Annotated in this window: 13 protein-coding genes; 7 read left to right on the forward strand and 6 right to left on the reverse strand. The window is 72.2% G+C overall.

Features of this window, described 5'->3' with window-relative positions; all coding sequences use genetic code 11:
• Nucleotides 1-9: 9 nt before the first annotated feature.
• From BLW32_RS12255 to trpC, 3 genes are read left to right on the forward strand one after another with little or no spacing between them, the layout of a single operon-like run.
• On the forward strand, nt 10-1,566 hold the full coding sequence (locus tag BLW32_RS12255) for an anthranilate synthase component I (protein ID WP_068742316.1): 1,557 nt from the start codon (nt 10-12) through the stop codon (nt 1,564-1,566).
• A complete protein-coding gene (locus BLW32_RS12260) occupies nt 1,563-2,264 on the forward strand; it encodes a TIGR02234 family membrane protein (protein ID WP_068742007.1) in 702 nt (233 codons plus the stop codon). Before BLW32_RS12255 ends, BLW32_RS12260 begins: the two co-directional genes overlap by 4 nt.
• A 40-nt stretch (nt 2,265-2,304) precedes the next feature.
• Nucleotides 2,305-3,123 (forward strand): indole-3-glycerol phosphate synthase TrpC, encoded by an 819-nt coding sequence (gene trpC / locus BLW32_RS12265; RefSeq protein WP_068742006.1) that lies wholly within the window; start codon nt 2,305-2,307, stop codon nt 3,121-3,123.
• On the opposite strand, the gene BLW32_RS12270 is transcribed toward trpC, so the two are convergent.
• Both BLW32_RS12270 and BLW32_RS12275 read right to left on the reverse strand, forming a co-directional pair.
• The gene (locus BLW32_RS12270; protein WP_068742005.1) at nt 3,120-4,019 is read right to left on the reverse strand and encodes an N-acetylglucosamine kinase; all 900 of its coding nucleotides are present in this window, start codon (nt 4,017-4,019) and stop codon (nt 3,120-3,122) included. The two genes, trpC and BLW32_RS12270, sit on opposite strands and share 4 nt — an antisense overlap.
• Nucleotides 4,016-5,443 (reverse strand): sugar porter family MFS transporter, encoded by a 1,428-nt coding sequence (locus tag BLW32_RS12275; protein WP_068742004.1) that lies wholly within the window; start codon nt 5,441-5,443, stop codon nt 4,016-4,018. The genes BLW32_RS12270 and BLW32_RS12275 overlap by 4 nt, the downstream gene beginning before the upstream one ends.
• Nucleotides 5,444-5,541: 98 nt before the next feature.
• On the opposite strand from BLW32_RS12275, the gene BLW32_RS12280 reads away from it, so the two are divergent.
• Entirely contained in the window at nt 5,542-6,306 is a 765-nt protein-coding gene (locus BLW32_RS12280) for a GntR family transcriptional regulator (protein ID WP_068525435.1), read from the forward strand.
• 12 nt (nt 6,307-6,318) lie between these two features.
• Here BLW32_RS12280 and BLW32_RS12285 read toward each other — a convergent pair whose 3' ends face one another.
• From BLW32_RS12285 to BLW32_RS12300, 4 genes are read right to left on the reverse strand one after another with little or no spacing between them, the layout of a single operon-like run.
• Nucleotides 6,319-7,326 (reverse strand): ABC transporter substrate-binding protein, encoded by a 1,008-nt coding sequence (locus BLW32_RS12285; RefSeq protein WP_068742003.1) that lies wholly within the window; start codon nt 7,324-7,326, stop codon nt 6,319-6,321.
• Entirely contained in the window at nt 7,323-8,114 is a 792-nt protein-coding gene (locus BLW32_RS12290; RefSeq protein WP_068525439.1) for an amino acid ABC transporter ATP-binding protein, read from the reverse strand. The genes BLW32_RS12285 and BLW32_RS12290 overlap by 4 nt, the downstream gene beginning before the upstream one ends.
• A complete protein-coding gene (locus BLW32_RS12295; protein ID WP_068742002.1) occupies nt 8,111-9,031 on the reverse strand; it encodes an amino acid ABC transporter permease in 921 nt (306 codons plus the stop codon). The genes BLW32_RS12290 and BLW32_RS12295 overlap by 4 nt, the downstream gene beginning before the upstream one ends.
• Nucleotides 9,028-9,741, reverse strand: coding sequence for a GNAT family N-acetyltransferase (locus BLW32_RS12300; RefSeq protein WP_068742001.1), 714 nt, complete (start codon nt 9,739-9,741; stop codon nt 9,028-9,030). Before BLW32_RS12300 ends, BLW32_RS12295 begins: the two co-directional genes overlap by 4 nt.
• A gap of 88 nt (nt 9,742-9,829) precedes the next feature.
• Between BLW32_RS12300 and trpB the strand changes: the two genes are divergently transcribed.
• Genes trpB through BLW32_RS12315 form a run of 3 tightly spaced genes read left to right on the forward strand, consistent with a single transcriptional unit; the run spans nt 9,830 to nt 13,147 of the window.
• Complete coding sequence (gene trpB / locus BLW32_RS12305) at nt 9,830-11,170, forward strand: tryptophan synthase subunit beta (protein ID WP_231857379.1); 1,341 nt, start codon at nt 9,830-9,832, stop codon at nt 11,168-11,170.
• Entirely contained in the window at nt 11,152-11,946 is a 795-nt protein-coding gene (gene trpA / locus BLW32_RS12310) for a tryptophan synthase subunit alpha (RefSeq protein ID WP_068742315.1), read from the forward strand. The genes trpB and trpA overlap by 19 nt, the downstream gene beginning before the upstream one ends.
• Nucleotides 11,930-13,147: a GGDEF domain-containing protein gene (locus tag BLW32_RS12315; protein ID WP_068741999.1), complete on the forward strand. Its 1,218-nt coding sequence runs from the start codon at nt 11,930-11,932 to the stop codon at nt 13,145-13,147. Before trpA ends, BLW32_RS12315 begins: the two co-directional genes overlap by 17 nt.
• The last annotated feature ends 9 nt before the right edge of the window (nt 13,148-13,156 follow it).

Genomic DNA, 13,156 nt, shown 5'->3' on the forward strand with positions numbered 1-13,156 from the left:
TGGCAGGCGATGAGTACCGCACAGCAGCCGAACCTGCAGCCCGACGGCGCGACCACCAGCCTGGACGAGTTCCGCGCGCTCGCGGACCGGCACCGCGTGGTGCCCGTGATCCGTACGGTGCTCGCCGACGCCGAGACCCCGCTGTCGGCGTACCGCAAACTCGCCGGCGGCCGACCCGGCACGTTCCTCCTCGAGTCCGCCGCCGCGGGCCAGTCCTGGAGCCGGTGGTCCTTCGTCGGGGCCCCCGCGCCCGCCGCGCTCACCGTCGTCGACGGTGCCGCCACCTGGATCGGGAAGGCGCCCGCCGGCGCACCGTCGGGCGGAGACCCGATCGAGGCCCTCGGCGAGGTGCTGCGCCTCCTGAGCTCGGAGCGGATCGAGGGGCTGCCGCCGCTCAACGGCGGGATGGTCGGCTACCTCGCCTACGACGCGGTGCGGCGCCTGGAGCGGCTGCCCGACACCACCGTCGACGATCTGCACCTGCCCGAGATGGTGTGGCTGCTCGCGACGGACCTCGCCGCGATCGACCACCACGAGGGCACGATCACCCTCATCGCCAACGCGGTGAACTGGGACGGCTCCGCCGACCGGGTCGACGAGGCGTACGCCGACGCGGTCGCGCGCCTCGACGCGATGGAGGCCGCCCTCGCCGCGCCGCTCGCGTCGTCGGTGGCGTCGTTCACGCGTCCCGAACCGGAGGTGACGGCGCAGCGCACGGTCGAGGAGTACAGCGCGATCGTCGAGAAACTCGTCGGCGACATCGAGGCCGGCGAGGCCTTCCAGGTGGTCCCGTCGCAGCGGTTCTCCGTGCCGTCGGACGCCGACCCCATCGACGTGTACCGGGTGCTGCGCGCCTCGAACCCGAGCCCGTACATGTACCTCGTGCAGGTGCCCGCGCCCGACGGAACGGTCGCCTTCTCGATCGTCGGTTCCAGCCCCGAGGCCCTGGTCACCGTCTCCGACGGCACCGCCACGACGCACCCGATCGCCGGCACCCGGTGGCGGGGCGCCACCGCCGAAGAGGACCTGCTGCTGGAGAAGGACCTGCGGGCCGACGAGAAGGAGAACAGCGAGCACCTCATGCTCGTCGACCTCGGCCGCAACGACCTCGGCCGGGTCTGCACGCCCGGCACCGTCCGCGTCACCGACTACCGGCGCATCGAGCGCTACAGCCACGTCATGCACCTCGTGTCGACGGTCTCCGGCGACCTCGCGGACGGCAAGCAGGCGCTCGACGCCGTCGCCGCATGCTTCCCCGCGGGCACCCTCACCGGCGCCCCGAAGGTGCGAGCCATGGAACTCATCGACGAGGCCGAGATCACCCGCCGAGGCCTGTACGGCGGCATCGTGGGCTACCTCGACTTCGCGGGCGACGCCGACACCGCCATCGCCATCCGCACCGCGGTGCTCAAGGACGGCACCGCGTACGTCCAGGCCGGCGGCGGCGTCGTCGCCGATTCGGTGGGGGAGTACGAGTACAACGAATCGCGCAACAAGGCGCTCGCGGCGCTCAAGGCCGTGGCCGCCGCGAACACCATGCGCGCGGTGGCCGAGGAGGCCCGATGAACGCCAAGCGGAATCTCGCGATCGCCTCCGTCCTGCTCGCCGCCGCGGCGGGCGCCGTCTGGGGCTCGGGCCGGATGTCGTGGATGGGGGTCACCATCGCCGACGGGCTCTCGCCCGAGCGGACGATGGACGTCGCCGGCACCACCTGGGCGCCCGCCCTCTCGGCGCTGTGGCTGGTCTTCCTCGCCGCGATCGCGGCGGCGCTGGCCCTGAAGAACTGGGCGCGCGGCGTGGTCGCGGTGATCGTGGCCGTCGCCGCCATCGGCGCCGCCTATCCCGCGGTCACGGTACTGACGCAGGAACCCGACATCGGCTACCTCGAGAAGATCCTGCGCGACGCCCCCGCGAACGGCGATGCGGGCACCGCGGTGATGGGCAACAAGGACTACATCTCGCAGGTCGACCCGACCGCCGCGGGGCCGTCCGTGGCGATCCTCGGCGCGGTCCTCGCGGTGCTCGCGGCCGCGCTCCTCATGCGCGGCCTGCGGGGCGGGGGCATGGGCTCGAAGTACGTCTCGCCCGCCGCGCGCCGCGCGGCGCTCGAGCAGCGCGTCTTCGACGACACCGCCGCGGAGCCCGCCTCCGAGCGCGACCTCTGGGACGCCCTCGACGGCGGCGACGACCCCACCGCAGCAGGCGGTGCCCGTCCCGGCGCGGGCGAGGGGGCCGGACCCGAGCGCCCGCGGGCCGAGGGCTAATGTTGGAGCACGCTCCACGACCCACGAAAGGCCCGCAGCCGTGACTTCACCCACTGCTCTCGACTCGATCATCGAGGGTGTGCGCGCGGACCTCGCGGCCCGTGAGGCCCTCATCGACCTGGCGACGATCAAGGCCGCCGCCAAGGCCGCCCCGCCCGCGATCGACGCGACCGCCGCCCTCCGCGAGCCCGGCATCGCCGTGATCGCCGAGGTGAAGCGTGCCAGCCCGTCGAAGGGGGACCTGGCCGGCATCGCCGATCCCGCCGAACTCGCCTCCGAGTACGAGGCCGGCGGCGCCCGCGCGATCAGTGTGCTCACCGAGCAGCGCCGTTTCAAGGGTTCGCTGGCGGATCTCGACGCGGTGCGCGAGCGGGTGCGGATCCCCGTGCTGCGCAAGGACTTCATCGTCACGCCGTACCAGATCCACGAGGCCCGCGCGCACGGCGCCGACATCGTGCTCCTCATCGTGGCGGCGCTGGAGCAGCCGGTCCTGGTCTCGCTCCTCGATCGCATCGAGTCCCTGGGCATGACCGCACTGGTCGAGGTGCACACCGAGGACGAGGCGGACCGCGCGCTCGAGGCCGGTGCCACCGTGATCGGCGTGAACGCCCGCAACCTCAAGACCCTCGAGGTCGACCGCGACTCCTTCGCGCGGATCGCCCCGGGCCTGCCGTCGTCGGTGATCAAGATCGCCGAGTCGGGCGTCCGCGACAGCCGCGACCTGCTGACCTACGCCGGCCAGGGCGCCGACGGGGTGCTCGTCGGCGAGGGCCTGGTCACGGCCGGCGATCCGCGGACGGCCGTCGCCGACCTCGTGACCGCCGGCTCGCACCCCAGCTGCCCGCGCCCCGCGCGCTAGTCCTTCGCGCCCCGGCGCTCCAGCTCCCGCAGGGCGATCTGGATCGCACCGCGCACCGGGTCCACGGTGAGCACGCGCAGGTCGGAGATCCCGCGCATCCCGAGGTGATGCCGCACCCGCCGCTGCAGCGCGGGCTGGTGCACGGCGAGGCCGCCCGCGAGCACGACGGGGCCCGTCGAGCCGATCCGTTCCGCGACCGAGGCGGCGATGTCGGTCAGCGCGATCGCGGCCTGGTCGACGATGTCGGTGCTCACCGGGTCGCCCGACTGCGCGAGCTCGAAGACGACCCGTGCCCGGCCGGCCCAGTACCGCCGCTCCTGCTGCGCGTAGAAGTGGTCGAGCAGCTCGTCGGGGTCCTGCAGGCCGCAGTCCGCGGCGAGCTGCTGCCCGAGGTGGTCGGCCGGTTCCTCCCGGTCCAGCCGGATCAGGGTGCGGCGTACCGCCTCCTTGGCCACCCAGTAGCCGCTGCCCTCGTCGCCCAGCAGGTAACCCCAGCCGCCCGCGCGGGCGTGCTTGTCGCCGGCGCGGCCCCACGCGACCGCGCCGGTGCCGGAGATGACCGCCACCCCGTCGCGCACGCCGGCGGCCGCGAGGATCAACTGGCTGTCGTGCACCACGCGGATCCGGGCCCCGGGAATGCGCTCCGCGAGGAGCGCGGTGAGGGTCGCCGCGCCCGCCGGGGTCTCCACCCCGGCCGCGCCCGCGCACACCGCCCCCACGTCGTGGACGCCGAGCCGGCCGAGCGCGATGTCGAGCTGGCGACCGGCCTCGTCGCGACCCACCGACGAGATGTTCGCGCTGCCCGCGAGGGCCTCGGCCACGACCACGCCGTTCTCGGCGCGGACCGCCTGCGTCTTGGAGCCCCCGATGTCGAGGCCGATCACCGCGGTGCTCATGCGGTCGGGGCCCCCGCCTTGTCGGCGTCGGTCGGCCACGTGCCGTTGTTCTGCCAGTAGTACTGGATGTCCTCGAGCTTGCGGCCCTTCGTCTCCGGCGCGAACTTGAGCACGAACAGGAAGGCGAGGACCGTCAGGGCGCCGAAGACCGCGAAGGTTCCGGTCCCGCCCAGCAGGCTGCTGTTGAGCATCGTCAGCGTGACCTGGGCGACGATGGCGTTGGCCACCAGGTCCGAGGTCAGCATCGCCGACGAGCCGTAGGCACGGAGCCGGGCCGGGAAGGCCTCGCCGGCGTACACCCACACCAGGGAGCCGAAGCCGAACGAGAAGCCGATCACGACGAGCACCAAGCCGGCGAAGCCGACGACGCCCGCGGTCTCGTGGTTCTTGAAGTCGCCGTCGGCCATCTGGTAGGCGAGGATCATCACGGCGAAGGCGAGGATCATGGTGCCGATGCCGCCGAGCAGGATGGGGCGGCGGCCGAACTTGTCGACGGTGAAGATCGAGATGACCACGGCGAGCAGGCCGAAGAGCTGCACGAAGGCGGGCAGCATGTACTTGCCGAAGTTCCCGTCGTAGCCCATCGAGGCGAAGATGTCCGGGCTGTAGTAGATGATCGCGTTGATGCCGGTGATCTGGATGAAGAAACCGAGAACGACGACGAAGAAGGTGGCCCGCAGGTAGGGCTGGCGGAAGAGCTGGCTCAGCTTGCCGCCTGACTCGTCGGAGAGCTGGGCGCGCATCTCGTCGAGCTCGGCCTCGATGTCGGCGGCGGTCGAATCGGGTTCCACGGAGATGAGGGCGGCGCGGGCCTCGTGCTCGCGACCGCGGGTCATGTACCAGCGGGCGGTGTCGGGGAGCCGGACGAGGAGCAGGGTCACGATGATCGCGGGCACCGCGGCGAGGCCGAGCATCCACTTCCACGAGGTGGTGCCCATTCCGGCGAGCAGGTAGCCCAGGATGTACCCGAGGATGATGCCGACGATCGTCGCGAACTGGTACGCGACGAGCATGGCGCCGCGGCGTTTCGCCGGGGCGGACTCCGCGACGAAGACCGGGACCACCACGACCGAGACGCCGACGGTGAGGCCGAGCAGGAACCGCGCGACGAGGAGCAGCGGGACGGTGGGGGCGAGCGCGCCGAACAGCGCGAAGAGCGTGTAGCCGGCGCCGACGGAGATCATCGCCCTGCGGCGGCCGACCTTGTTGGCGAACCACCCGCCGGCGATCGCGCCGAGGATCTCGCCCACGACGACGACCGTGGCGAGCGCCTGGGTCATCCCGTCGCCGAGGCCGAAGTCCGCCCGGATGAAGTCCTTCGCCGCGGCGATGTTCGACGTGTCGTACCCGTAGATCACGCCGAGACTCGCCGCGGCGACGCCGACGAGGACCGCGCTCGATTTCGCAGCCTGCGTACTGCTCATGTCATCTCCTTGAGGTCAGCTCCAAGTGGTCTACACCAGTTGGAGTAGGCTAAGAGTGGCATAGACCACTTTGAGCGTCAAGGGGTAATGTGGAACACATGACGCTCCCTCGTTCGTCGCACACCGAGCCACCGCGCTACTTCCGCGCCAAACTCGAGCTGCAGCGCCGCATCGGCGACCTCGGGCACGGGGACACCCTGCCCGCCGAGCGGCGCCTCGCCGAGCAGCTCGGCGTCTCGCGCACGACGTTGCGGAAAGCGTTGGCGGAGTTGTCCGCCGAGGGGGTGCTCCGCCGCGAGCACGGCAGCGGTACGTACGTGGCGCCGCCCAAGGTCGTGCGCGTCCGGCAGCTGACATCGCTGAGCGAGGACTTCGGCGTGGACGGCAAGCAGGTGAGTTCGCGCCTGCTCTCGTGCGACCACATCACCGCGGACGCGGAGACGCAGGCCGCGCTCGAACTGCCGCGCGGCGCGCGGGTCTACCGCGTCACCCGGCTGCGCATCGTCGACGACGAGCCGCTCGCGATCGAGGAGGCACACCTGCGCGGCCCGTTGCGGGGTCTCGCGACGCGACTGGAGGAGCAGGCGTCGCTGTACCGCGTGTTGCGCGAGCAGTACGCGCGGGCGATCACGGCGGTCGAGGACACCGTCGAGACGGCGCTGGCGTCGCCGTCCGAGGCGGAACTGCTCGGGGTCACCGCGGGCCACCCCCTGCTCATGGTGCACCGGCTCGGCCGCGACGCCGACGGCCTCGCGCTCGAGTGGACCCGCAGCATCTACCGCGGCGACCGGTTCAAGTTCGTCGCGCGCGCGACGAGCCCGGCCGCGACGGAGGGCGTCGCGGCCGGGCCGGCGGAACTCTGAGGACGCCGAGCGTCACTTGTCGGTGATCGGCAGCCCCGGCGGGTTGATCTCCGAGGTGGGCACGGCCTCGGCCTCCAGCCCCCACCGCTGCAGGACTTTCGTGTAGTCGCCGCTGCGGATCGTCGACTCGAGCGCGGCTTGCACGGCGCGGATGATGCCGCTGTCCTTCTTCGTCGTCGCGCCGATGAGGCCCTGCAGCGTCGAGCCGGCACCCGAGACGCGTCCGACGATCTTCGTCGCGTTGGGGGTGCCCTTGGTCTGCGCGACGTGGAAGGCCGAAACGGGGTTCGGGCCGAAGTAGGCGTCGATCTGGCGCGAGGCGAGCGCGGCGTAGGTCCCGGTGTTGTCCTGGTAGTTCTTGATGGCGATGCCGGGCTTCCCAGCCGCGCGCAGGTCGGCGTCGTAGCGCTGCAGGATCCGCTCCTGGTTGGTGCCCGAGCTGACGGCCACCGTCTTCCCCGAGAACGAATCGGGGCCGGAGAAGGCCAGCCCCGAGGACTCCTGCACCTCGACGGCGAGGTCGTCCTTGCGGTAGGTGGCGAAGTCGTACTTCTGCTTGCGCGCCTCGGTCACGGTGATGTTCGAGACGCCGAGGTCGAACTGGCCGCTGTCGATGCCCAGGAACAGTCCCTCCCACGACGTGTTGGACTCCTCGAGCTTCAGCCCGAGGGCGCCCGCGATGAGATGGGCGATGTCCGACTCGTCGCCGATGAAGACGCGCTCGTCGTCCGTGGCGGGGAAGTAGAACGGCGCGTTGCCCGCCCCCGAGCCGTGGGCGACGCGCAGCGTGCCGCGGTCGCGGATCGCCGGGGGGAGCAGCGCCGCCGCGGCCTCGTTCTTCGCCGGGACGATGCGGTCCTGCTTACTGGTCAGGTTGAGGTGCTGCCCGGCCGCGCCGGTGACACTCGCGGTGGTCGACTCCGTGGTCTGCCCGCCGCAGCCCGCCAGGACGGCACCCGCGAGGGCGAGGGCCGCGGCGAGGGCGGGCAGGCGATGTCGAGCGGTCGTCCGGATGGTCATGCGGTCTCCTTGGCTGTCCAGTGGGCGAGGAAGGTGCGGGTGCGGTCGGTGGCGGGGCGGTCGAGCACGGCGGACGGCGACCCGACGGCGACGACGCGGCCGCGGTCGAGGAAGACGATCCGGTCGGAGATGCGGCGGGCGAACGCCAGCTCGTGGGTGACCACGACGAGCGTGCGGCCCTCGGCGGCGAGTTCGGCGATCACGGCGTTCACCTCGCCGACCAGCTCGGGATCGAGCGCGGACGTCGGTTCGTCGAACAGGATCAACTCCGGGTCGAGCGCGAGGGTGCGGGCGATCGCGACGCGCTGCTGCTGGCCGCCGGAGAGCTGCCCGGGGTAGTGCCCGGCGTGCGCGCCGAGTCCGACCCGGTCCAGGAGTTCGCGCGCCCGCACGTCGGCCGCGGAGCGGCCCCGGCCGAGCGTCAGGCGTTGGGGCCGCGCGACGTTCTCCGCCGCGGTGAGGTGCGGGAACAGGTTGAACTGCTGGAAGACGAAGCCGATCCGCGCGCGCTGGCGGCGCAGTTCCCGCTCCCGCAGCGCGACGAGGTGATCGCCGCGGCGTCGCACCCCGATGAGATCGCCGTCGACCCGGACGACCCCGGAGCTCGGCTCCTCCAGGTGGTTGAGCAGGCGCAGCAACGTCGACTTGCCCGAGCCGGACGGCCCGATGATCGAGACCACCTCGCCCGGCGCGACGGTGAGGTCCACCCCGCGCAGCACGTCGTCGTGGCCGAAGCGCTTGGTCAGGCCCACGGCCTCCAGGCGCGGGCGCGAATCGGTCGCGGTCATGCGGTCTCCTTCGTCGTGGACGGTACGGACGTCGTGGCCCCGTAGCCGCGCGCGAGGCGCTTCTCGAGGTAGTGCTGGCCGATCGACAGGACGGTGGTGAGTGCGGCGTACCAGGCGACGGCGACGAGCAGCAGCGGGATGATCCGGCCATTGCGGCCGTAGATCACCTGGACCTGGTAGAACAGGTCCGGCAGCGCCAGGATGAAGACCGCCGTCGTGCCCTTGAGCAGTCCGATCACCTCGTTGGCGGCGGGCGGGACGATGGTGCGCAGGGCCTGCGGCAGCGTGATCCGCAGCAGGTGCGCGGCAGGCGGGATCCCGAGGGCGCGGGCGGCGTCGTGCTGGCCCGACGAGACGCCGAGGATCCCGGCCCGGACGATCTCCGAGCCGTACGCGGCCTGGTGCAGCACGATGCCGATCACCGCGGCGGTGTAGGGCGACAGCAGGTCCTTGGTGGGCGCGTCGACGAAGGTGGGCCCGAAGGGGATGCCGAGGCCGATCGTCGGGTACAGCGCACCGAGGTAGCCCCAGAACAGGATCTGCACGATGAGTGGCACCGACCGGAACAGCCAGATGAAGCCGAAGCTGAACGCCGCCAGTACCCGGTTGCCGGAGAGCCGAGCCAGGGCGAGCACGCCGCCCAGCAGGAAACCGACGACGGCGCCGATGACGGTGAGCTGCACCGTGAACCACAGCGCCTCGAGGATCGTCGGGCTGAACAGGTAGGCACCGAAGGTGGGCCAGTCGTAGCGGGGGTTGGTCACCAGGGACGTCGCGAGTTGCGCGACGAGGACGACGGCGACCGCGACGGCGAGCCAGCGCCCCCACTGGACGCGGCGCCGGACCGGGAGTGCGGCGAGGCGGGCGAGCTCGGGATCGGTGTCGGCGGGTTGCGGCCGAGTGAGGGCGAGGGTCATGACGCTCCGGTCGGATCGGTGATGGGCGGCTGGACGAGGAGCAGGGGGAGCGCGGAGCGCAGGCGGAAGCCGAGGTGCTCGTAGACCCCGCGGGCGCCGGTGTTGTCCGCGGAGGTGTGCAGGAACGGGACGTCGCCCCGGGCGCGGATGTGGTGTCCGACGGCGCGGACCAGCCGCGCCGCGAGGCCCCGGCCACGGTGCTCGGGGTCGGTGCAGACGGCGCTGATCTCGGTCCATCCGGGAGGGCGCAGCCGCTCCCCGGCGAGCGCGATGAGGCGCCCCGAATCGTCGCGCAGGCCCAGGTAGAGGCCGAGCTCGACGGTGCGCCGCTCGAACGGACCGGGGCGGGTGCGCGCGACGAGGTCCAGGATCTCGTCCGCGTTCTGCGGCCCGAGGACCTCGGCCTCCGGGTCGGGCGCCGTGGCGAGCGCGGCACCGTCGTACTGGACGAGCCGGATCTCGTCGACGACCCGCCAGCCCGCGGGGAGCGGGCCGCGCACGCCCCGCAGGGACAGCGGCGCGCCGGGCACGGCGAGGCGCGCCAGGGCCGCGAAGTCCTCCGCGCTCGGCCGCGGCGGGTGGCCGACGAACCGCGCCACGTCGGGCGCGTAGCGGACGACGGCCCCGTCGCCGAGCCGGAAGCGGGCGTGGGCGCCGTACAGCGAGGCCCGGACGGGATCGTCGAGCACGTGGCCGAGCGTGGTGGTCATGCCCGGAAACATTCGTCGCGCCACGGGATTCGCGGAATGTTTGGCGTCGGCGTGATTTCACTTTGACGGAGTGGGGATAATCGTTCCTGTGAGCCTCCCAGAAGCCAGTACCGGACTGTCCGAACGATCGGCCTTCGAGCCCGACGGGACCGGTCATTGGGGTGCGTGGGGCGGCCGGCACGTGCCCGAGGCGCTGATGGCGGTGATCGAGGAGGTCACGGCAGAATTCGAGAAGGTGCGCTCCGACCGCGAGTTCCTCGCCGAGCTGGACCGCCTGCAGCGCCAGTACACCGGGCGGCCCTCGCCGCTGTACCCGTGCGTGCGCCTGAACGAGCATGCCGGCGGCGCGCAGGTCTACCTCAAGCGCGAGGACCTCAACCACACCGGTAGCCACAAGATCAACAACGTGCTCGGGCAGGTGCTGCTCGCCAAGCGGATGGGCAAGCCGCGCGTGATCGCGGAGACCGGGGCGGGGCAGCACGGCGTCGCCACGGCGACCGCCTGCGCGCTGCTCGGCATCGAGTGCGTCGTCTACATGGGCAAGGTCGATACCGACCGGCAGGCGCTCAACGTCGCGCGGATGCGCCTCCTCGGCGCCGAGGTCATCGCCGTCGCCTCGGGCTCCGCCTCGCTCAAGGACGCGATCAACGAGGCACTGCGCGACTGGGTCAGCAACGCCGACACCACCTACTACTGCTTCGGCACGGCCGCCGGCCCGCACCCGTTCCCGCTCATGGTGCGCGACCTGCAGCGCATCGTCGGCATGGAGGCGCGCGAGCAGGTCCTCGCGGCGGAGGGCCGTCTCCCCGACGGCGTCGTCGCCTGCGTGGGCGGCGGCTCCAACGCCATCGGGATCTTCCACCCGTTCATCGCCGACGAGGGCGTCCGCCTCGTCGGGTGCGAGGCCGCGGGCGACGGGGTCGAGACCGGCAGGCACGCCGCGACGTTCACCGGCGGCAGTCCCGGCGCCTTCCAGGGCGCGTACTCGTACCTGCTGCAGGACGAGGACGGCCAGACCGTCGAATCGCACTCCATCTCCGCCGGCCTGGACTACCCCGGCGTGGGACCGGAGCACGCGCAGCTCAAGGAGTCGGGCCGCGCCGAGTACGTGCCGGTCACCGACGCCGAGGCGATGGACGCCTTCGCGCTGCTGTGCCGCACCGAGGGCATCATCCCCGCGATCGAGTCGGCGCACGCCGTCGCCGGCGCGCTGCGGCTCGGGCGCGAGCTCGGCCCGGGCGCGGTGATCGTGGTGAACCTCTCCGGCCGCGGCGACAAGGACGTCGACACCGCCGGGAAGTGGTTCGGCCTCCTCGACGAGAACGGGGACGTGGTGGGGCAGAAGGTGGTCGGCGCCGACCTCAACACCGCACTGCGCGATGCGCAGGCGAACGGCGCGGCGACGAACGGATCGGGGGAGAACAAGTGAGCGCACTGGCACCGGTCTTCGAGCAGTGCCGGGCGGAGAACCGCGCGGCCCTCGTCACGTACCTGCCCTGCGGGTACCCGTCCAAGCAAGGCGGCATCGACACCGTCGTCGCCATGGCCGAGTCCGGCGCCGACATCGTGGAGCTGGGTGTGGCCTACAGCGATCCCGTCATGGACGGCCCCGTCATCCAGCGCGCCGCCGACGACGCCCTGCGCGGCGGCATCCGGGTGCGCGACATCTTCGCCTACGCCGAGGCCGTCGCCGCCGCGGGTGCGGCGCCCGTCGTGATGGCCTACTGGAACCCCGTGCTCAAGTACGGCGTCGAGGCCTTCGCGCGCGACCTCGCCGCAGCCGGCGGCCGGGGCATGATCACGCCGAACCTCATCCCCGAGGAGGCCGACGAGTGGATCGCGGCCGCCGATCGGCACGGCCTGGACAAGGTCTTCCTGGCCGCGCCGTCGTCGACGCCCGAGCGGCTGGCGATGACCGCCAAGGCCTCGTCCGGGTTCCTCTACGCCGCCTCGACGATGGGCGTCACCGGCGCCCGCGATGCCGTCGACAACGTCGCGCCCGAGTTGGTCGCACGCATTCGCGAGGTCTCCGACATTCCCGTCGGCGTCGGCCTCGGCGTCCGCTCCCGGGCGCAGGCCGCGGAGATCGCCGCGTACGCCGACGCGGTGATCGTGGGCTCCGCGCTGGTCAGTGCGGCGGGGGAGTCGCTGGACGCGGTCCGCGCCCTGACCGCTGAGCTCGCCGCCGGTGTCCGCGAAGCCTGACCCGTCGACCCCGCCGGGGCGCGGGCGGCGCCGAACGTCGTGGCGTCGGCTGATCGGGCGCGCCCGGCGGGAGCTTCTCGATCCGCAGGGCTGGCGATCGGCCGGCGCGGAGGAGTACGCGTTCACCACCGAATCGCTCCGCTTCATCCGCGGTCAGCGCGCGCTGCGGATCACCGTCGCGACGCTGGCGATGATGATGCTGCCGCTGGCGGTCGTGATGCAGTTCAACCCGATGGGGCCGCACGGCCTTCCGGCCCGGTCGATCCACCTCACCGTCGCGGTCGCCGGATTCCTTCTCGGCGTCCGCTGGCTCATGGGCCCGTGGCCCAGGGCACGTGAAGCGACCCGGTTCCTGTTCGCGGCCGATGTGCTGATCGGCGTCGGCGTCTCGATCCTGTCCGATCCCACGGCCCGGATCTGCGGGACCATCCACCTCGCCATGCTGGGGATGTTCGCCGCCTTCTTCCTGGGGTGGCGCATCCTGCTGGTTCACTGCGTGTACTCGCTCGTCCTCATCGGCGGGCTCACCGGGTACGCGATCCTGGCGGAGGCGCGGACGCCGATGGATCTGTACGTCTACACGACTCCCGCGATCACCACCGTGGTCGGCCTGCCGGTGATCATCCAGGTGGTCGTCGAGGCGGGAAGGTTCGGACTGACCCGGGTCTCCCGCGAGTGGTACATCGACAGCCTGACCGGCGTGTACAACCGCCGCGGAATGGATCTCGCGATGCGGCGTGCCGTGCACCGCACGTCGGGTGATGACGTGCTGGTCGCCGGTGTGCTCGACCTCGACGGCTTCAAGCGGTACAACGACGGCCACGGGCACGCGGCGGGAGATCAGATGCTCGTGGACGTGGCCGCCCGGCTACACGCGGTCCCGCGACTTCTCGTCGGCCGGAACGGCGGCGACGAGTTCGTCGTCTTCGCGGTGCGCGTGGGCACGGACGACGCGACTCGGACCGTCGACGAGCTGCGCGCGCTCCTGCACGGACGCGGTGATCCGGTGGACGCGGGCATCGCGGCGAGCCTCGGCGTCGTGCTCGCCCCCGGCCGCGACGCGGACCGACTCGCGGAGCTCGCCCTGGAGGCGGACAAAGCCCTCTACGAGGCCAAGCGGTCGGCGACATCGGCGGTCGTCGTGCGGGACCTGGCTCGGCCGCACGACGGCGCGCGGGCACCGGCACCGGGGACGTTCTGACGCGGTAGA

It is taken from the genome of Tsukamurella tyrosinosolvens (assembly GCF_900104775.1).
In the GTDB taxonomy this organism is placed as follows: domain Bacteria; phylum Actinomycetota; class Actinomycetes; order Mycobacteriales; family Mycobacteriaceae; genus Tsukamurella; species Tsukamurella tyrosinosolvens.